Origin of the sequence: Gilliamella sp. Choc5-1 (assembly GCF_001690595.1) — a bacterium.
Taxonomy (GTDB): Bacteria; Pseudomonadota; Gammaproteobacteria; order Enterobacterales; family Orbaceae; genus Gilliamella; species Gilliamella apicola_M.
In genome coordinates this window covers 1-21,116 of sequence record NZ_LZHH01000011.1, presented here as the reverse complement: position 1 = coordinate 21,116, position 21,116 = coordinate 1, and the positions used below count along the sequence as shown (strand labels likewise).

Below are 21,116 nucleotides of genomic sequence, written 5' to 3'. Positions count from 1 at the left end.
AGGAACAATAATGAGTGAGATAACTCATGACGGAGTAGAAATCCAGTCGTTACGCACTTTTACCGAAAGCGCCTATTTAAACTACTCAATGTACGTCATTATGGATCGTGCATTGCCATTTATTGGAGATGGCTTAAAACCAGTGCAGCGACGCATTGTTTATGCTATGTCTGAATTAGGACTTAACGCACAAGCCAAATTTAAAAAATCTGCACGTACCGTCGGGGATGTGCTTGGTAAATATCATCCTCATGGTGATAGTGCCTGTTATGAAGCGATGGTGCTCATGGCACAACCATTTTCATATCGCTATCCATTAGTTGATGGGCAAGGTAACTGGGGGGCACCTGATGATCCTAAATCATTCGCCGCTATGCGTTACACAGAATCACGTTTGTCAAAATATGCCGAACTACTATTAGGTGAACTAGGACAAGGAACGGTTGATTATACGCCTAACTTTGATGGTACTTTACAAGAACCTAAAATGTTACCGGCTAGATTACCCAACATTTTATTAAATGGTACAACAGGTATCGCGGTCGGCATGGCAACTGATATACCGCCTCATAACCTTCGTGAAGTCGCGAATGCGGCAATTATGCTTGCTGATAACCCCAATGCGACGCTCAACGAAGTAATGGCTCACATACAAGGCCCCGATTTCCCAACAGAAGCTGAAATTATTACTTCACCAGAAGACATAGCGAAAATCTATAAAACGGGGCGTGGTTCAATCCGTATGCGTGCTGTTTGGAAGAAAGAAGAAGGTGATATTGTAATTACAGATCTGCCTCATCAAGTTTCGGGTGCTAAAATCTTAGAACAAATAGCTTCTCAGATGCGAGCCAAAAAACTACCTTTAATTGAAGATTTACGTGATGAGTCTGATCACGAAAATCCAACTCGTCTGGTCATTGTGCCACGTTCAAATCGAGTAGATTTAGAGCAAGTGATGAATCATCTATTTGCCACAACCGATCTCGAAAAAAGTTATCGGGTTAATATGAATATGATTGGGCTTGATAATCGCCCATCAGTAAAAGGCTTAGTTGAAATTCTTACTGAATGGTTAGAGTATCGAAAAAATACCGTCACTCGACGTTTAAATTACCGTTTAGATAAAATATTAAAAAGACTCCATATTCTCGATGGCTTATTAATTGCTTTTTTAAATATCGATGAAGTCATCGAAATTATTCGTCACGAAGATGAACCTAAACAAGAATTAATTAATCGTTTTGCTTTAACTGAAATTCAAGCCGAAGCGATTTTAGAGTTAAAACTTCGCCACTTAGCCAAACTTGAAGAGATGCGCATTAAAGGCGAACAAAGTGAGCTTGCAAAAGAGCGTGATCATCTGCAAGCTTTGTTAGCTTCGCCTAAAAAATTGAGTAATTTAATTAAAAAAGAGCTAAAAGAGGATGCTGAAAAATATGGTGATGACCGTCGTTCTCCAATTGTTGAGCGCAGTGAAGCTAAAGCTATTAGTGAACAAGAGTTAACACCATCTGAACCTGTTACTGTCGTTTTATCTGAAATGGGTTGGGTAAGAACAGCAAAAGGTCATGATATTGATCCTGCTGGTTTAAGTTATAAATCTGGTGATAGTTTTAAAGCTGCCGCCAAAGGCAAAAGTAATCAACCTGTTATTTTCATCGATTCAACGGGACGTAGTTATGCTATAGAACCAAACACGTTACCATCAGCACGAAGTCAAGGCGAACCATTAACTGGTAAATTAGCACTACCCGCTGGTGCAACAGTTGAACATGTGCTCATGTCTCAAAATGATGATCAAAAATTATTACTTGCTTCAAGTGCTGGTTATGGATTTATTGGTCAATTTAGTGATTTGATTGCTCGCAATCGTAATGGTAAAGCAATTATTAATTTGCCTAAAGAATCTAAAATATTACCACCAATTGAAATCACATCTGAAGATAGTTTACTACTATCAATCACCAAAGCAGGCCGAATGCTCATATTTCCTGTAAAAGATTTACCTGAACTTGCTAAAGGTAAAGGAAATAAAATAGTATCACTTTCAGGTGCTGATGACTGCCTTGCTTATACTCTATTAATTACACAAGACACTTCAATAACGTTATATGTTGGTAAACGCAAACTTACATTATATCCTGCTGATTTACAAAAATTTAAGGCAGAGCGAGCACGAAAAGGTACACCGTTACCAAGAGGTTTACAAAAGATAGATAAAATAGAGGTGAACGAATAATATGTCTTTTATCTGGGCAATAATTGCAGGCTTTGTTTTGAGCACTGTATTAAAAACAGGATGGGGATTTATTCTTGGGCTTTTTGTTGGACCAATGCTTTACCGCACGTTTTGTAATAAATTGACCGAACAAAGAACACAAGCAAATCCAACACTTTATTTAACTGTTGTTTTTGAAGTTCTAGGTCACTTAAGTAAAGCTAAAGGGGTCGTCACACAAGATGATATTAATCTTGCCAGCCAATTTATGGATAGATTACAACTTGACCGAAACGGCCGAAAACTAGCACAAGATTCATTTAATAATGGTAAAGCAAGTGACTACCCATTAAGATCTCGTTTGGCTGAGCTATACGCACAATATCGTTTTCGACGTAATGTGTTAAATATTTTTTGTGAGCAATTGATCCAAGCCGCATTAGTTGATGGCGTTTTAGACGAAAAAGAACAACAAATTTTATTTATTGTGGCTGAAGAATTTAATATTCCACGTCAACAAATGGCAATATATATCCAAATGATGATGGGAAGTTATCACTTCCGTCAAAATGGCTATAGTAACCAACACGGACAACGAGGCCAATACCAACGCAGTAATAATTATGGAAATTATCAAGGTCGCTCACCACAATCCGACCTACAAAATGCTTACAAAATTTTAGGTGTTGCAGCTACAGCTGAAATCTCAGAAATAAAAAGAGCTTATCGTAAATTAATGAATGAGCATCATCCTGATAAGTTAGTATCGAAAGGCTTACCGAAAGAGATGCTTGAAGCCGCCAAAAAACGTGCACAAGAGATTCAAGCGGCCTATGATCTTATCAAAGCATCACGTGGATTTAAGTAGAGACTATCATCATGATGCATTGGCGATCAATTTTACGAATTATCGGTTTATTAGTATCCCTATTATCGATATTCATGTTATTACCAGCACTTGTTGCATTAATCTATCGCGATGGGGCTGGTGCAATTTTTGTTCGCTCTTTTTTTGTTGCCTTAATTTTAGGAATTGCACTATGGTTTCCTAATCGTAATCATCGCCACGAGCTGAGCACACGCGAAGGCTTTTTTATCGTCGTACTATTTTGGGTTGTTCTAGGATCAATTGGCGCTTTTCCTTTTATTTTTGATACACATATTAATTTAAATTTAAATACTGCATTTTTTGAATCATTTTCAAGCCTAACCACAACTGGTGCCACCACAATTGTTAAGTTAGATCATCTACCTAAAGCTTTACTTTTCTATCGCCAATTATTGCAATGGCTTGGAGGAATGGGGATTATCGTGCTAGCTGTTGCTATTTTACCATTACTGGGGGTAGGGGGAATGCAACTTTATCGTGCCGAAATTCCCGGTCCGCAAAAAGACAGTAAAATGCGTCCACGTATTGCTGAAACAGCTAAAACACTTTGGTCAATTTATATTTTGCTAACAACGCTTTGTGCTATTTGTCTCTGGCTGGCTGGTATGAATGTATTTGATGCTGTGTCACATAGTTTCTCCACGATATCAATGGGAGGGTTTTCAACCCATGATGATAATTTAGCCTATTTTAACAGTCCAGTAATCAATTACATCGTCACCCTCTTTTTGATTTTATCCGGCTGTAATTTTGCGCTCCATTTTGCCGCACTAAGTGGCTTTTCGATTAAAGAGTACTGGCGTGATCAAGAGTTCAGAATATTTATATTTATTCTACTGATACTAGTTGCTATCTGCACAATTGTTATTTATTTCTATAAACCACACCGCCTGAGCATTGATAAAATTATCTTACAAGTGGTATCCATATCATCAACAGCAGGCTTTAGTGTCGATGATATCAACACATGGCCATCATCATTACCAATCTTTTTATTGTGCGCTTCATTTATTGGTGGTTGTGCGGGATCAACGGGTGGCGGTTTAAAAGTGGTTCGTGTGTTAATTTTGTTTATGCAAGGCTCACGTGAACTAAAGCGCCTTATTCATCCTAACGCTATTTATACTTTAAAATTAAATAATCGCGTGGTTTCTGAACGCATAATCGAAGCGATTTGGGGATTCTTTTCTGCATATACGTTGGTCTTTTTAGTTAGCTTATTTATTATTATGGCAACAGGCATTGATGCCACTGACTCTTTTTACATAGTAGCATCATCACTTAACAATTTAGGGGTTGGTCTTGGTAGTGTAAGTGATAATTTTGCTAGTGTCAGTGATATAGTAAAATGGGTAATGGTGGTTGACATGTTATTTGGGCGATTAGAAATATTTACCTTACTAGTTTTATTCACACCAACATTTTGGAAAAGCTAAATTTATACTGAAACACATAGTTACCTGAAAGTTTTTAACAGGATATGCAATTTTTATAAATATTTTATTGATTATTTGCTCAATTACAGACAGAATTACAACGCAGCATGTGCTGTATTTATTAGAGGTAATCACCTGACATATGGAATGGATCATGGATCCTACAATCTGGATTGGCTTATCCACTCTGGTTGTACTTGAAATCGTCCTTGGTATTGATAACATTGTTTTTATAGCCATTCTTGCCGAGAAACTTCCACCCCAACAACGAGATAAAGCCCGCGTTACCGGTCTTGCTTTTGCATTAATCACTCGAATTTTATTATTAATGTTTACGGGTTGGTTAGTCACACTCACTACACCGCTATTTTCGATATCCGAGATCAGTTTTAATGCCCGACAACTAATTATGCTAATTGGTGGTATATTCTTGCTATTTAAAGCTACCATGGAGCTCAATGAACGCCTTGAAGGCACATCAAATGAAGATGGTAAACCTAAAAAGACATCCCACTTCTGGACTGTCGTTGCTCAAATAGTTGTACTTGATGCAGTGTTCTCGCTTGATTCAGTTATTACAGCTGTTGGAATGGTCGAACATATCCCAGTGATGATTATTGCCGTTTGTATAGCAATAGGTATTATGATGGTTGCAAGCAAACCATTGGCTAATTTTGTCAACGCCCATCCAACCATTGTGATCCTATGTTTGAGCTTCTTATTAATGATAGGATTTAGTCTTGTTGCCGAAGGTTTTGATTTTATTATCCCAAAAGGTTACTTATATGCGGCGATCGGTTTCTCAATCATGATTGAATTTTTTAATCAATTAGCCATACTAAATCGCCGTAAAGCATTAAATAAAAAACCGTTACGAGAACGTACTGCCGAAGCTATTTTACATCTACTAAAAGGTGATGCTGAGGAAGATCCCGATACTCATAATATTGATATCGTATCTGATGCTAATAAAAAAGTATCAGTGTTTAATCATCAAGAACTCAGCATGGTTGAACGAGTACTTGGACTTGCACAGCGTTCGGTCAGTAGCATTATGACATCTCGACTTGATGTTGATATGGTCAATATTAATGACGATCGTGATGTTATAATAAAAGAAATCTTTGATAATCCTCATTCTCGTTTAGTTGTCACTGATAATGACTCAATTGATGAGCCTTTAGGCATTATCCAAGTTAATGACCTTTTAAAAGATGTACTACAAAGCAAAGCACCGATCGATATACACTCACTAATCAAACAACCTTTAATCTTTCCAGAAACTGTATCGTTACTGGTTGCATTAGAACAATTTAAAAAGGCCAAAACTCATTTTGCTTTTGTGGTTGATGAATTTGGTTCAATGCAAGGGGTTGTCTCGGTAACAGATATTATCGAAACCATTGCTGGTGATTTTCCAACAGAAGAAGAGGAAATTGATGCTAAACATGATATTCAATGTCTAGATGATAATAGCTGGATTGCTAATGGTTATATTCCAGTTGAAGAGCTAGTCCGTTTTGTACCAATACCGATCGATGATAAACGTGAATATCATACCCTAGCGGGGCTATTAATGGAAAAAGCTCAACATTTACTCAATGTTGGTGAAACCTTGCAAATTGGCGATTATTTATTTGAAGTAGCTGAAATAGAAAGTCATAGAATTCTTAAAGTAAAAATCACGTTAAATAAACCTGATTCTGTAGCATTATAATACAGCAAAGAGAAATAACTAGAATAACGCTTGACCAAAATAAATAACTAGCAATAATTGACGCTGAAAAATTTTTGTTTATTTGAAGGTGCGGAGTAAATACTCCTCATCTTTTTTATTTTTCCCCTTTAGTAAAAAAATAGGTAAAACTGTTTATAAACTTTTACTCTTACTTATCAATTTAAATTAGGCCTAAACTTATGAAGTCAATATTCGAAAAAACCTTTCAATTGAAAGAGAAAAAAACAACTATCGGTACTGAAATTATCGCTGGTTGTACTACCTTTTTAACAATGGTTTATATCATCTTCGTGAATCCTTCCATCTTATCAGCAACAGGTATGGATACTTCTGCTGTTTTTGTTCTAACTTGTATCGTAACAGCCTTTGCTACCATTTTAATGGGGCTATTTGCCAATTTACCAATTGCATTAGCACCTGCCATGGGGCTTAACGTCTTTTTTGCCTATGGCATATGTGGGGCAATGGGCTATTCTTGGCAAATTGGTATGGGAGCGATATTTTGGGGTTCTTTAATCTTTTTTGCGTTATCACTATTTAAAGTTCGTCACTGGTTAATTGAACATATTCCACAATGTTTGCGTGTAGGTATTAGTGCAGGTATTGGACTATTTATTGCTTTTATGGGATTTCAAAATATGGGCATTGTAGTCGCTTCTCCTTCCACACTATTAACTATGGGGAATATCTTATCGCTTAAAGTCCTATTAGGATCACTAGGTTTTTTTATCATTGTTATTTTAGCGGCTCGTAACTTTCATGCAGCAGTATTAATTTCAATTTTAGTTGTAACTTTATTAGCACTATGGCTCGATCCAAATATCACTTACCAAGGTATTATATCTATGCCACCAAGTGTAACTAGTGTTGTTGGTCATGTAGATTTAGCAGGTTCGCTTAATATCGGTATCATGGGCGTTATTTTTTCAATAATGATTGTCAGCTTATTCGACTCATCAGGCACTATTTTAGCACTAACAGATAAAGCAGGAATTAGTGACGAAAAAGGTCGATTCCCCAAAATGCGTCAAGCGCTGTTAATTGATAGTTTTAGCTCCTCTTTGGGTGGATTATTTGGTACATCATCAGTGTTAACTTATATTGAAAGTTCCGCAGGTATCTCTGTGGGCGGTCGAACAGGATTAACCGCAGTAGTAGTTGGACTATTATTCTTATTGGTAGCCTTTTTCTCGCCACTGGCACATTTAGTACCTACCTATGCAACATCAGGCGCACTTATCTTTGTTGGGATCTTAATGGTTTCCAGCCTAGTTAAAGTTAACTGGTCTGACTTAACAGAGGCAACACCCGCTTTTATTACAGCAATTATGATGCCATTTGCCTTTGCAATTACTGAAGGGGTTGCACTAGGTTTTATCTCTTATGTAGTGTTAAAAACCTTTACTGGCAAATTTAAACAATTAAATCTTTGTGTAATAATTTTTGCTTTACTATTTGCTTTAAAATTTATTTTTATTGATCATCAATAAAAATGACTCCCTATCGTTACTTACGATGGGGAAATTTTTCTAAATACCTAACGCACTTATTGTGCTATACTCAGTACCTAATTATAAAAATTAAAATCTAGTGTCTTTCTATTAAAATAGCGACCGCCTTCGATAAATAATTAACACCAAGATCAAGAACTTATTGATCGCAAAAACTTGACATTATCTCCCCTGGGGTCTAGAATCTTGCGACCCAAAACTTATACACATAGGTTTTGGTCTACAGTTATTAATTACGTATCTAAAAAGCAATTTTAAATTTATTTTAATTAATCAGGAGCTTATTAATGGCAACAATTAATCAGCTGGTACGCAAACCAAGAGCACTAAAGGAAGCAAAAAGCAACGTTCCTGCCCTTGAAGCATGCCCGCAAAAACGCGGTGTTTGTACTCGTGTTTACACAACTACACCGAAAAAACCAAACTCAGCATTACGTAAAGTATGTCGTGTACGTTTAACTAACGGTTTTGAAGTTACTTCTTATATCGGTGGTGAAGGTCACAATCTACAAGAGCATAGCGTAATTTTAATCCGTGGTGGTCGTGTTAAAGACTTACCAGGTGTTCGTTACCACACTGTTCGCGGTGCATTAGACTGCGCAGGTGTTAAAGATCGCAAACAAAGCCGTTCTAAATACGGTGTTAAACGACCTAAAGCTTAATGGAACTCCGTTAAGTAAGGCCAAACTATATAATTCCATTTAACTCATTTGAGTTTTGGGTAAACCTGAAAATTTATAACATATAAACGGAGTATTCCAATGCCACGTCGTCATGTTGTCGGTCAAAGAAAAATTCTTCCTGATCCGAAGTTCGGTTCAGAGTTACTGGCGAAATTTGTAAATATTTTAATGATAGATGGTAAAAAATCTATCGCAGAATCAATCGTATATTCAGCTCTTGATAAATTAGCTGAGCGTAGTGGAAAAGACCACTTAGCAGCTTTTGAAGTTGCATTAGATAACGTAAGACCAACTGTAGAAGTTAAGTCACGTCGTGTTGGTGGTTCTACATACCAAGTTCCTGTTGAAGTGCGTCCAGTTCGTCGTAATGCACTTGCAATGCGTTGGATTGTAGATGCTGCACGTAAACGTGGCGATAAATCAATGGCTTTACGCCTAGCGAATGAACTTATGGATGCTTTTGAAAACAAAGGTACCGCTGTGAAAAAACGCGAAGATGTTCATCGTATGGCTGAAGCTAATAGAGCGTTTGCACACTATCGTTGGTAATATTCTCTCTTATAGTTGTATAAGTGACTTGAATTAGGACTGATAGCCCTTATCTGCTATCAGTCACCAAAATGATGTTTTATTAAGCAAACGATTCTAAACAGAGGATTAATATGGCTCGTACAACCCCTATAGCACGCTACCGTAACATCGGTATCAGTGCACATATTGACGCAGGTAAAACAACAACGACTGAACGTATTTTGTTTTATACTGGTGTTAGTCACAAAATTGGTGAAGTTCATGATGGCGCAGCTACCATGGACTGGATGGAACAAGAACAAGAACGTGGTATTACTATCACATCTGCGGCAACAACAGCATTCTGGTCAGGTATGGGACAACAATTTGAACCACACCGTATCAACATCATCGACACACCAGGACACGTTGACTTTACAATCGAAGTTGAACGTTCCATGCGTGTTCTTGATGGTGCAGTAATGGTTTACTGTGCGGTTGGCGGTGTTCAACCTCAATCAGAAACTGTATGGCGTCAAGCAAACAAATATAAAGTTCCACGTATTGCATTTGTCAACAAAATGGACCGTATGGGAGCCAACTTCTTACGTGTTGTTGATCAAATTAAAACTCGTTTAGCAGCAGTTCCAGTTCCTTTAGTTTTACCAATCGGTGCTGAAGAAGGATTTACTGGTGTTGTTGATTTACTTAAACGTAAAGCAATTAACTGGAATGATGCTGATCAAGGTGTAACGTTTACTTATGAAGATGTGCCAGCGGACATGGTTGACCAAGTTGAAGAATGGCGTTCTTTCTTAATAGAAACTGCAGCTGAAGCAAGTGAAGAGTTAATGGAAAAATACCTTGGCGGTGAAGAGTTAACTGAACAAGAAGTAAAAGCGGCATTGCGTGAGCGCGTACTTGCCAACGAAATCATCTTAGTAACTTGTGGTAGTGCCTTTAAAAACAAAGGGGTACAATTCATGCTTGATGCGGTTATTGAGTATTTACCAGCACCAACTGATGTACCTGCAATCAAAGGTGAATTACCAAATGGTGAAGCTGCTGAACGTCACTCAAGTGATGATGAACCATTCTCATCTTTAGCGTTCAAAATTGCAACAGACCCATTTGTTGGTAACTTAACATTTTTCCGTGTTTACTCTGGTGTTGTTAACTCTGGTGATACTGTTCTTAACTCTGTAAAAGATAAAAAAGAACGTTTTGGTCGTATCGTTCAGATGCATGCTAACAAACGTGAAGAAATTAAAGAAGTTCGTGCGGGCGATATTGCTGCTGCAATTGGTCTTAAAGATGTCACAACAGGTGATACTCTTTGTGCTGAAAGCGCACCAATTATTCTTGAAAGAATGGAATTCCCAGAACCCGTAATTTCGGTTGCTGTTGAACCAAAAACTAAAGCTGACCAAGAAAAAATGGGGCTTGCTTTAGGTAGACTTGCTCAAGAAGACCCTTCATTCCGTGTTCACACTGATGAAGAATCAGGTCAAACTATTATTTCTGGTATGGGTGAGCTTCACTTAGAAATTATCGTTGATCGTATGAAACGTGAATTTAAAGTGGAAGCAAATGTCGGTAAACCACAAGTTGCTTACCGTGAAACAATTCGCAATGAAGTAGAACAAGAAGGTAAATTTGTTCGTCAGTCTGGTGGTCGTGGTCAGTACGGTCATGTGTGGTTAAAAATAAAACCATTAGAGGCTGGTGGCGAAGGCTACAAATTCAACAATGAAATTGTTGGTGGTGTGGTTCCTAAAGAATACATCCCTGCAGTTGACAAAGGCTGTCAAGAACAAATGAAAAATGGTGTTCTTGCTGGTTACCCAATCGTTGATGTTGAAGTTACTATCTTTGATGGTTCTTACCATGATGTTGACTCATCAGAAATGGCATTTAAAATTGCTGGTTCAATGGCATTTAAAGACGGCTTCATGAAAGCTAAACCTGTGCTTTTAGAACCAATTATGAAAGTAGAAGTCGAAACTCCAGAAGATTATATGGGTGATGTTATCGGTGATTTAAATCGCCGTCGAGGTATGATCGAAGGAATGGATGATACTGCAACTGGTAAAACAGTTAAAGCACAAGTTCCACTTTCAGAAATGTTTGGTTATGCGACAGACCTTCGTTCACAAACACAAGGTCGTGCTTCTTACTCTATGGAGTTCTTGAAGTACAATGAAGCGCCAACAAATATTGCAACCGCAATTATTGAAGCTCGTAAAGCGAAATAATTTTTATCTAAATAAAGTAACGCTTCCCTTAACAACATAAGGGAAGCGATTTAATAAAGGAACATTAAGATGTCTAAAGAAAAATTTGAACGTACAAAACCCCACGTTAACGTTGGTACAATCGGCCACGTTGACCATGGTAAAACAACTTTAACTGCTGCAATTACTTCTGTACTTGCTAAAAAATTTGGTGGTCAAGCTCGTGCATTCGATCAAATCGATAACGCACCAGAAGAAAAAGCACGTGGTATCACCATCAACACTTCACACGTTGAATACGATACTCCTACTCGCCACTACGCGCACGTAGACTGCCCAGGCCATGCTGACTATGTTAAAAACATGATCACTGGTGCGGCACAAATGGACGGTGCTATCTTAGTAGTAGCAGCAACAGATGGTCCTATGCCACAAACTCGTGAGCACATCCTTTTAGGTCGTCAAGTTGGTGTTCCTTACATCATCGTATTTTTAAACAAATGTGATATGGTTGATGACGAAGAGTTATTAGAATTAGTTGAAATGGAAGTACGTGAACTTCTATCTCAATACGATTTCCCAGGTGATGACACTCCAGTAATTCGTGGTTCAGCGCTTAAAGCGTTAGAAGGCGAAGCAGCATGGGAAGACAAAATTGTTGAATTAGCAGAAGCATTAGATAGCTACATTCCAGAACCAGAGCGTGATATCGACAAACCATTCCTATTACCAATTGAAGACGTATTCTCAATTTCAGGACGTGGTACAGTAGTAACTGGTCGTGTTGAACGCGGTGTAATCAAAGTTGGTGAAGAAGTTGAAATTGTTGGTATCAAACCAACTACAAAAACAACTTGTACTGGTGTTGAAATGTTCCGTAAATTACTTGACGAAGGTCGTGCTGGTGAAAACGTTGGTGTATTACTTCGTGGTACAAAACGTGAAGAAATCGAACGTGGTCAAGTACTTGCAAAACCAGGTTCAATTACTCCACATACTGATTTCGAATCAGAAGTGTATATCTTAAGTAAAGATGAAGGTGGTCGTCACACTCCATTCTTCAAAGGTTACCGTCCACAGTTCTACTTCCGTACAACTGACGTAACTGGTACTATCGAATTACCAGAAGGCGTAGAAATGGTAATGCCTGGTGATAACATCAAAATGACAGTATCATTAATTCACCCAATCGCGATGGCAGAAGGTTTACGTTTTGCGATTCGTGAAGGTGGTCGTACTGTTGGTGCTGGTGTGGTTGCTAAAGTTATCAAGTAATCGACTTGCTACAATAAAAAAGGTGCTTTTGTGCACCTTTTTTATTTTATAACCCAAAACATATTTGCCACATAAAATCCACTTTCCCCATAACCATTATCGACATAATCATCATTTAATATTTTCCTTTTATCCCTAAAACTAGGCATAAGTTTATTATTCGTGAATTTAATTCATGATACTATAAAGAAATACCGCATTTATCTTAAATAATACAACAATTAAAATAGTGCTATAAATAGTGTGTATTACAATGAAAGTATTGCATTTACTCAACTAATTTTTAAAAAAGAGAGGGTTTTATGGAATATGTACAACTTGGTAATTCTGATATTCAAGTATCTCGTTTTTGTTTAGGCTGTATGAGTTTTGGTGATCTAGCTAGCAAAATGCACGCATGGACCCTTAATGCTGATGAAAGCGAAGCCATCATTAAACATGCACTCGATTTAGGCATTAATTTTATTGATACCGCAAATACTTATTCAGCAGGAACTAGCGAAGAATATTTAGGTCGAGCCATCAAAAAAAATATCGCCCGTGACAAAGTCGTCTTAGCAACAAAAGTCTATTTTAACGAAGGACACCTATCAAAAACCGCAATTGAAAGGGAAATCGATGGGTCGCTTAAACGACTTGGCACTGACTATGTCGATTTATACATTATCCACCGCTTTGACTACACAACACCAATTGAAGAAACAATGCAAGCACTACACAACCTAGTCAAAGCAGGAAAAGTCCGTGCGTTAGGAGCATCGGCTATGTATGGGTACCAATTTCATAACATACAACTTGTCGCCAAACAAAATGGCTGGACACCTTTTGTTTCGATGCAAAATCACTACAATTTACTATATCGTGAAGACGAACGTGAGCTTATTCCTATCTGCCAACAATTTAATGTCTCTTTAACACCCTATAGCCCTTTAGCCGCAGGCAGACTTGCTCGTTTAGAGTGGCAAGCCGACACCTTACGCAGCCAAACCGACCAAGTCGCCAAGTCTAAATATGACAGCACGCAAAAAGCCGATACCAGCATTGTACAAAGGGTTAATGAACTTGCCGAAAAATATGGGGTAACCATGACACAAATAGCACTAGCGTGGCAATTTGCTAAAGGAGTGACTGCACCAATTATTGGAGCGACTAAAACTAAATATCTTGATGATGCAGTTGAGGCTATTAAGGTTTCGTTATCGGAAGATGATATTGCTTATTTACAAGAGCCGTATATACCGCATCGTATTGTTGGGGCGATTTGATTAATAAATAAGAAAGATGGTTGTTTTTTATAAAAACAACCATCTAAAAATACTAATAAAATAAATAATTTTTATGAGTTATTTTTAGTTATTTTAAATAATAACTATTCAGATAGTAACGATGTATAAAAATACCTAATATAAACTTAGTGCTGAATGCTATGACTTAACAACGTTTTTTGCTATAGTAAGCGTCATTTTATTTAATTTGGAAAAATTATAACCCATGGAATCTATACCTAATTGCCCTGTTTGCCAGTCTGAACACACCTATCACGATGGTACTTTTTATGTTTGTCCTGAATGTGCGCATGAATGGGATCCAAACGAAGTTGCAGCTTCTGACGATGGATTACAAGTCAAAGATAGTAATGGTAACTTACTTGCCGATGGTGATGATATTATTTTGACTAAAGATCTTAAATTAAAAGGATCGTCAACGGTACTTAAAAAAGGCGCTAAAGCGAAAGGCATTCGTTTAGTCGAAGGCGATCACGAAATTGATTGTAAAGTTGATGGTATGAAAATTATGCTAAAAGCCTGCTTTGTTAAAAAGGCTTAATAGAAACAAGCTAAATACTTTGTCAATGCTGGCCTATCAGTATTGACAAAGTTTTTTTAACATAATGGCTTAATGCGATTTATTGCTAAAAAATCGGTCAGTAAACGTATTGATTTTATTGAGTTTTTTATTTTGTTTTTTTAATTCAATACGTTATAAGCATCACCATCTTAAATACCACAATACGTTCGAAATTCTTTCAAACATTTGTTCAAAAACAAATTCTACAAATGCTGGTAATGTTGTCATTAGGTAAGTGAGCATACATAATCCTAATAATAGCGTTGCAGGGTAGCCGACAACAAAGATTGATAATTGTGGTGTCATTCGGTTAAGTAGCCCTAGTGATATATTGACAATTAGCAGTAAGGTCATTAGGGGAAGCGCTAGCATAATACCGTTAATAAATAGTAATTTGCTAATTTCGATCAGTACCAAATAACCATTTTCCTGTAATGGAATTAGTCCAATAGGAATAATGTCAAAACTGTTTGATATGCCATATAGTAGCCATAAATGTCCATCAAGATTCAAAAACGTTAATAACGAAATAAGGTTTATTAGGCGTGATAATACCGATGTCGATGGCCCACCGATTGGGTCAAAAAAAGTTGCCATCCCTAGCCCCATTTGCATACCAATCAATTCACCAGCAAACCTCATGACCATAAATGCCAATTGCATAGTAAAGCCAATTAGTACGCCAATCATGACTTGTTGAGCTGTGATCATAACTCCCATCAAAGAGTATATTTTGATGCTGTTCTCAAGATTTGGTAGCGGTAGTAAAATGGTAATAAGTAAAGCTAGGCTTATTTTGACACGGTTTGGGATCTCTTTTTCACCAAAAATAGGCGCAGTCGTAATTAACGCTAATATACGCACAAAAGGGAAAAAACTATTTTGCACAAAAGAAAAGAAATCAATATTAAATAAAGTATTACTATCAAAATCCATTATATTTAATGCGTTAAATTAGGTATGTCAGTAATGACTGTTTGTAAATAGTCAATCATGGTTGATAACATGGTTGGTCCCCATAGGGTTAATACTACAACGACGGCAATAATTTTAGGTATAAACGATAATGTCATTTCGTTAATTTGTGTTGCTGCTTGCAATAAGCTAATAATAAGCCCTGTAATTAAAGCAGCGAGCAATATTGGCCCTGCAAGTGATGCAGCAACTTTTACTGCTTGTATTGCTAAGGTGCTTATATATTCTGGTGACATGGTGAGACTCAACTAAAAAAGCTTTGCGCTAACGATCCTAGCAATAGATGCCATCCATCAGCCAAGACAAATAACATTAATTTAAACGGTAGAGACACAGTTGCCGGTGGTACCATCATCATACCTAATGCCATAAGTGTGCTAGCAACTACAAGGTCAATCACTAAGAAAGGAATAAAAACAGTAAAGCCAATTTGAAATGCCGTTTTTAATTCACTTACCACAAAAGCAGGAACAAGCACTCTTAATGAAATATCGTCACGGGTTTGAATGTTATTGGTGTGAGACATGTTGACAAATAGTGCTAGGTCGTTTTCTCGAGTTTGGGCTAACATAAATTGTTGTAATGGTTTGGCTGCTTTAGTTAAGCCTTCTTGCATAGTGATTTGATTTTGCGAATAAGGTACATAAGCCTCTTCATAAATTTTATCAACTACTGGTGACATAATAAAAAAAGTCATAAAAAGTGCAATTCCCAAAATAAGTTGATTGGGTGGTGCCGATTGTGTGCCAAGCGCATTGCGTAATAACCCTAGTACAATAATGATGCGTGTAAAGCTGGTCATCAATAGTAATATGATAGGGATAAAAGTGAGTATGCTTAAAAATACTAATGTTTCAACAGGTAATGCCCAACCTTGCCCACTACTGAGTGGTTGAGCTATAGCAGATAGTGCTGATGTTTCCGCATAACTTGGTAGACTAAATAACAATAAGCTTAGCAAAAGAGTTAAATTTGATCGCACTTGTTGTTACTCCTTTTTGGTTTTCAACGCAGCTTGTAATATTTGTTGAAATGCATTACTTTGAGCCGAGTTTTTACCTGTCACATTTTGTTTAAGTAGCGTTTGAGTGCGTTGTTCATCAACAGTGTGAAGTAGTGTCATTTGTTGTGACGTAACTCCAACCACTAATAATTGGTTATCAACATGAACCATTATAATGCGTTCTTTCGGAGTAATGTTGTAGGTCGCTTTGATATCTAACCATTGGTGGGATTTTTTTTTCCAGCCCATTCGTTTAGCTAGCCATCCACATAATAAAATAAAACCAATGACCACAATTAGCATTAGCCCCATTGATGATCCTACTTCGGTATAGATATTTAATTCAGAAGACGGCGCCAATAAGGTACTTGTTGTACCAACAGTTGGTTGTTCTAAATGGGATTGTTTGCTTGTCATTAGCGGCTCAATCTTCTTACTCGTTCTGCTGGAGTAATAATGTCGGTAATGCGTACACCGTAGTTATCACCCACAACAACAATTTCACCTTGCGCAATTAAGTAACCGTTAATTAATATATCTAATGGCTCACCTATTTGACCATCTAAAGCTATGACCGATCCTTGGGTTAGATTTAAGAGATCTTTAATAGCCATTTTGGTTCTGCCTAATTCAACACTTAAATTTACAGGAATATCAAGGATCAAATTGATATCATTTTTTTTATCTTCTGCTTGTTGTGGCGATAGTGTTTCAAAAATAGCGTCTTTAGCATTGAGTTCGTCGCTAGCTAGATTAGTGGGTTGTTTGTCATCACTATTTTGTTTGATATCAGTCATTAAAAACTCCTTCATTCAATTGCTCTAATACAGGGTTAATGACCTGTTCAACTTGAATTGCATATTGTTTATTCATTTTGCCATAATTTCCCGTTAAGATAGGGACGCCTCCTACGGTGACATCAAGACTTGTGGGTTTTTCGATCATTAAAACATCATCAGTCTTTAAGGCTAATAATTTAGCTACAGATGTATTGATAGTAGCAAAATTAGCAACTAATTCGACCGCAGATTGTTTGATTCCGCTAGTTAACGAGCTCATCCAAACATTATCATCTTGGTAAGTTTGTTGCTCAATCGGTGGTTTAATAAGTAGCTCTTTGATAGGTTCAACCATTGAATAAGGAATGCAAACACAAAAAGTTGCTTTACTATGACCGACTTCAACTTTAAAGTTGCTTATTAATACAATATCATCAGGCGAATTGGTGATATTGGTGAATTTACTTTGTATTTCAGAGCGAACATATTCGGTTTCGATCGAATAAACATCTGTCCATGAATTTTGGTAAATCACTAATGCTAATTCTAAAACTTTTTTAATAATTTGCTGTTCAGTGTGCGTAAATTCTCGCCCTTCTGTTTCGATTTCAGTCGTATGCCCATCGCCACCAAATAAGGAATCAACAATAATAAAAACCAATTCGGGCGAAAATGAAAATAAGCTTGCGCCTCTTAAAGGATTAAGATGGACTAGGTTTAAATAAGTTGCTGGCGAAATTTCAGAAAACTCTTTGAATGTAAGCGGCTCTATAGGCGAAGCAATTACATCAGTATTACGACGTAATCGGTTAAATAAGCCAATTCGAAATTGCCGAGCAAAACGTTCATTAATGATTTCTAACGCTGTTAAGCGTTCAGGAATAAAGCGATGTTTGACAGATAGATCATAAGGTCTTACATCGGGAGCTTTATCCAATGTGGGTAAATTAAATGAAGCGTCAACCTTTGAATTACTCTCTGAACTTTCTTCATTTGTTAATGAAGAATCTAAGGTTTGCTCTTCGTTGTTATGCTCATCAAGGCTTATTGATTCATGCTTATCAGACATGTTAATCACCGTATAATAAAATCAGTAAATAGCACTTCATCAATTTTAACAAGATGTTTTGCATCATATTGTCGAGATAAGGCAATTTTTATCTGCTCTTGTAAATCGATTTTTCCTTTTTCTTGTTTTAGATTATTAACATATTGTTTTGAAGTTAAAAGCAATACATCACTTCTTACTTCAGGTAAATAATCTAATAACACTGTTTTTTGGTTTTCATTCGCCACTCTTAAGACAATACCGAAATAAAGCATTTTATTGATATCGATATGTTCTTCCGAAACAGGCACTGAAATAGTAAATGGCTTTAATGTTAAAAATACAGGCGATGTGACTTCAGGCTCTTCTGGCTCTTTAATTGTGCTGCTGTGTGAACCTTTTTGAAACCACAAATAAGCTGCAGTGCCTACTGCTAACAGTGTAATAAGAATAAGAAATAAATTTAAAATACTTAATTTCTTTTTGGTTGTCGGCATATTTATTCTTGTCTCTATAATATTTTAAAGGATCTACAATTCATTTAGTGTCTATAGCGACAAGAATAATAAATCATATTTTTAAAATCGATTTGAAGAATAGGCAATAAAATATCACCTATTTAAGCGCTTTAATCTATTGTGCTTGATAAATTGTCTAATAAATAATGCTTTTAATCTTTAAGCAAGAACGCTGATTGCTGAGTTTAATGAGCGATTTTCAAAAAGTATTGGCTCAATATTATCATCTGTCGTATCAAGTGATATTTCTCTTTGTGATTGGCTATTTTTTTTAGACTGATGCATGGCCGATTGCTGTGAATCATTCATCATCGAAAAGTCACCAATATTGGCCTGTTCAAGTGTAATACCTTGATGTTCTAGTGAGGTTTTTAAAAAAGGTAATGCTGATTCTAACATCCCCTTAACAACTTGATGTGCCGCCATCATATGCAGGTTCATTTTATCGTCATTTATTTCAAGTTTAATGTGCAAAGATCCTAATTCTTTAGGCTGTAGTTTAATTTCGGCAGTTTTAAGATTTTGGCGATTAAACATCACAATTTGCTCAGTTAAAGAAGTTTTCCATTGTTCGCTGTTAACTTGCGTTGATAGGTTTATTGTCGCTGGCTTTACCGTAGTACTTGCTGGCGATAATAACGAACTCTGCCCATTTGTATTAGGTGTTAACAAAAGTTCTTTATTGTGATGTCCAGTCATATCTTGACCGTGATTGTTAGTTGTAAGTTGAGCTTGGAAATTGTCTATTCTTTGATTAATATCACTCGCATTTTTCTTGTTTTTTGTTTGATTTATATTAACTTTAATCTCACCTTTAATGTTTGTAGCTTGCTTACGAGTATGTCCTAACTTTACCTCTTTTTTATCATCCGCTAATGACATGACATCGATTTGTGAGTTTGTCTTATTAATTAAGTTTTCACTACCATAAATAGAAGAAAGCAACTTCGTTGCCTGCTCATTTGTTGTATCGGTCGATAAATCACCTAATAAATTAGTATTTACGTTAGCCGTCATTGATAAACTTTGATCAATCTCAATATCACTATGTTGTGCTACATCAAGCAATGCACAATGCATTTGCTCTTGTGGTGCGTTATTAAAAGGATAAATGGCAATAAAAGACATGTTGGCATCGTTGTCATTATCTTCATGTGTTTCATCTTTGCCATTTAGTTTAGTATTAAATAGTTGCTTATCTTGCTCTATTTGGTTTTCGCTAAGTTGCAATAATTGCTGAAAACTATCATTATCGTTAGCCATACCATCGGTTTCAACAAGTTCTGATTGACGAGAAGCGGTAAGGTTTAAATCATTAATCAGATTAATATTCATTTAATATTCTCCTTGCTAATTGTAATTGTGCAAATTCATCTGTCAGTTTTTGTTGTAAACGATTTTGCTGTCGTAAATATTGGTTATGCTGTTTGCTTAGTAATGTGGTATAAGTATTTACATTTTTTTGTGATTGATTAAGGTTTTTTATAATTTGCTTTTGTTTGATATTTAACGATAACAACAATTTTTTTTGTTGCTCAATTCCTTGCTCAATAGAGGCAATAAATAATGTAAAGTTGTTTAACTCATTGCCTTTTATCCCCTCAGATAAGGCATTATTTAATTTTTGTTGATATTCAACATAATAATCCGTTAAAACATTAAGTTGTGATTGTGCATTTTGTTGATTTTCATTCGCTTTTTTTAGCTTCATTAAATTATCGTCGACCGACTTTTGTGCCAGTTTTTTTAATGTAGTAAAAGCTATTTTTGATGAATGTTTATTCACAGCACACTACTCCTAACCAGTTAATTGCGGTGCCACAATGTCCGCCAATTGTTGATAGGCATCTTGATAACTACAGTGTTCGTAAATACCTTGTTGTAAAAATTTTTGCATTGCAGGATATAGCGTTATTGCTTTGTCTAATAAGGGATCGGTACCTGCTACATAAGCACCAACATTAATTAAATCACGGTTTCGTTGAAAGCTTGAAAAAAGTTGCTTAAATAATCGTGATTTTTTTTCGTCTTCCGGTGCAGTTAGGTCGGTCATAACTCGGCTAATTGAGGCTTCAATATCAATAGCTGGATAGTGCCCTGATTCGGCAAGTGCTCGAGATAAGACAATATGCCCATCTAAAATTGCTCGCGCAGAATCAGCAATGGGATCTTGTTGATCATCACCTTCAGTTAATACTGTATAAAAGGCAGTAATTGCGCCTTTACCGCTTTCGTCATTACCAGCTCTTTCAACTAGTGCGGGTAATTTTGCAAATACTGAAGGTGGATATCCTTTAGTCGCAGGAGGCTCGCCAATGGCTAAGGCAATTTCACGTTGTGCCATGGCATAACGTGTTAATGAGTCCATAATCAATAAAACGTTAAATCCTTGATCACGAAAACTTTCAGCAATTTTAGTGGCATAGGCCGCACCTTGTAAGCGCAATAAGG

At 36.6% G+C, this 21,116-nt stretch carries 20 protein-coding genes and 1 pseudogene; 11 read left to right on the top strand and 10 right to left on the bottom strand.

Features of this window, described 5'->3' with window-relative positions:
• Positions 1–10: 10 nt before the first annotated feature.
• From parC to A9G35_RS00760, 11 genes are all read left to right on the top strand, one after another.
• Entirely contained in the window at positions 11–2,239 is a 2,229-nt protein-coding gene (gene parC / locus A9G35_RS00810) for a DNA topoisomerase IV subunit A (RefSeq protein WP_065635288.1), read from the top strand.
• 1 nt (position 2,240) lies between these two features.
• Entirely contained in the window at positions 2,241–3,086 is an 846-nt protein-coding gene (gene djlA / locus A9G35_RS00805) for a co-chaperone DjlA (protein ID WP_034913354.1), read from the top strand.
• Positions 3,087–3,100: 14 nt separating this feature from the next.
• Positions 3,101–4,543, top strand: coding sequence for a TrkH family potassium uptake protein (locus tag A9G35_RS00800; protein WP_065610854.1), 1,443 nt, complete (start codon positions 3,101–3,103; stop codon positions 4,541–4,543).
• Positions 4,544–4,685: 142 nt separating this feature from the next.
• Entirely contained in the window at positions 4,686–6,260 is a 1,575-nt protein-coding gene (locus A9G35_RS00795) for a TerC family protein (RefSeq protein ID WP_034913350.1), read from the top strand.
• Between the two features lie 200 nt (positions 6,261–6,460).
• Positions 6,461–7,771, top strand: a complete 1,311-nt coding sequence (locus A9G35_RS00790; RefSeq protein WP_065635287.1) for an NCS2 family permease — start codon at positions 6,461–6,463, stop codon at positions 7,769–7,771.
• A 308-nt stretch (positions 7,772–8,079) separates the two neighbouring features.
• On the top strand, positions 8,080–8,454 hold the full coding sequence (gene rpsL, locus A9G35_RS00785; protein WP_034883792.1) for a 30S ribosomal protein S12: 375 nt from the start codon (positions 8,080–8,082) through the stop codon (positions 8,452–8,454).
• Positions 8,455–8,553: 99 nt separating this feature from the next.
• Positions 8,554–9,024, top strand: coding sequence for a 30S ribosomal protein S7 (gene rpsG / locus A9G35_RS00780; RefSeq protein ID WP_034915550.1), 471 nt, complete (start codon positions 8,554–8,556; stop codon positions 9,022–9,024).
• A gap of 113 nt (positions 9,025–9,137) precedes the next feature.
• Positions 9,138–11,240, top strand: a complete 2,103-nt coding sequence (gene fusA / locus A9G35_RS00775; protein ID WP_065607909.1) for an elongation factor G — start codon at positions 9,138–9,140, stop codon at positions 11,238–11,240.
• A gap of 69 nt (positions 11,241–11,309) precedes the next feature.
• The gene (tuf, locus tag A9G35_RS00770; protein ID WP_065635286.1) at positions 11,310–12,494 is read left to right on the top strand and encodes an elongation factor Tu; all 1,185 of its coding nucleotides are present in this window, start codon (positions 11,310–11,312) and stop codon (positions 12,492–12,494) included.
• Positions 12,495–12,796: 302 nt separating this feature from the next.
• Positions 12,797–13,759, top strand: coding sequence for an aldo/keto reductase (locus A9G35_RS00765; protein ID WP_065635285.1), 963 nt, complete (start codon positions 12,797–12,799; stop codon positions 13,757–13,759).
• Positions 13,760–13,985: 226 nt separating this feature from the next.
• Positions 13,986–14,321 carry a zinc ribbon domain-containing protein YjdM gene (locus A9G35_RS00760; RefSeq protein WP_065635284.1) on the top strand — a complete coding sequence of 112 codons (336 nt, stop codon included), beginning with the start codon at positions 13,986–13,988 and terminating at the stop codon, positions 14,319–14,321.
• Positions 14,322–14,483: 162 nt separating this feature from the next.
• Here the strand turns inward: A9G35_RS00760 and fliR are convergent, their stop codons facing one another.
• The 10 genes and pseudogenes from fliR to fliI form a co-directional block, all read right to left on the bottom strand.
• Positions 14,484–15,278, bottom strand: coding sequence for a flagellar biosynthetic protein FliR (gene fliR / locus A9G35_RS00755; protein ID WP_065635283.1), 795 nt, complete (start codon positions 15,276–15,278; stop codon positions 14,484–14,486).
• Between the two features lie 5 nt (positions 15,279–15,283).
• Complete coding sequence (gene fliQ / locus A9G35_RS00750) at positions 15,284–15,553, bottom strand: flagellar biosynthesis protein FliQ (RefSeq protein ID WP_065635282.1); 270 nt, start codon at positions 15,551–15,553, stop codon at positions 15,284–15,286.
• A gap of 8 nt (positions 15,554–15,561) precedes the next feature.
• Positions 15,562–16,299: a flagellar type III secretion system pore protein FliP gene (fliP, locus tag A9G35_RS00745; protein WP_065635281.1), complete on the bottom strand. Its 738-nt coding sequence runs from the start codon at positions 16,297–16,299 to the stop codon at positions 15,562–15,564.
• 6 nt (positions 16,300–16,305) lie between these two features.
• Complete coding sequence (fliO, locus tag A9G35_RS00740; RefSeq protein WP_065635280.1) at positions 16,306–16,737, bottom strand: flagellar biosynthetic protein FliO; 432 nt, start codon at positions 16,735–16,737, stop codon at positions 16,306–16,308.
• Positions 16,737–17,117, bottom strand: a complete 381-nt coding sequence (gene fliN, locus A9G35_RS00735) for a flagellar motor switch protein FliN (protein WP_065635279.1) — start codon at positions 17,115–17,117, stop codon at positions 16,737–16,739. The genes fliO and fliN overlap by 1 nt, the downstream gene beginning before the upstream one ends.
• A complete protein-coding gene (fliM, locus tag A9G35_RS00730) occupies positions 17,110–18,168 on the bottom strand; it encodes a flagellar motor switch protein FliM (protein ID WP_081300075.1) in 1,059 nt (352 codons plus the stop codon). Before fliM ends, fliN begins: the two co-directional genes overlap by 8 nt.
• A gap of 5 nt (positions 18,169–18,173) precedes the next feature.
• Positions 18,174–18,644 carry a flagellar basal body-associated FliL family protein gene (locus A9G35_RS00725; RefSeq protein WP_065635278.1) on the bottom strand — a complete coding sequence of 157 codons (471 nt, stop codon included), beginning with the start codon at positions 18,642–18,644 and terminating at the stop codon, positions 18,174–18,176.
• A gap of 180 nt (positions 18,645–18,824) precedes the next feature.
• Complete coding sequence (locus tag A9G35_RS00720) at positions 18,825–20,000, bottom strand: flagellar hook-length control protein FliK (protein ID WP_065635277.1); 1,176 nt, start codon at positions 19,998–20,000, stop codon at positions 18,825–18,827.
• Positions 19,990–20,451: a flagellar export protein FliJ gene (gene fliJ / locus A9G35_RS00715; protein WP_081300074.1), complete on the bottom strand. Its 462-nt coding sequence runs from the start codon at positions 20,449–20,451 to the stop codon at positions 19,990–19,992. Before fliJ ends, A9G35_RS00720 begins: the two co-directional genes overlap by 11 nt.
• 12 nt (positions 20,452–20,463) lie before the next feature.
• Positions 20,464–21,116: pseudogene (gene fliI, locus A9G35_RS00710) on the bottom strand (flagellum-specific ATP synthase FliI); the annotation flags it as partial.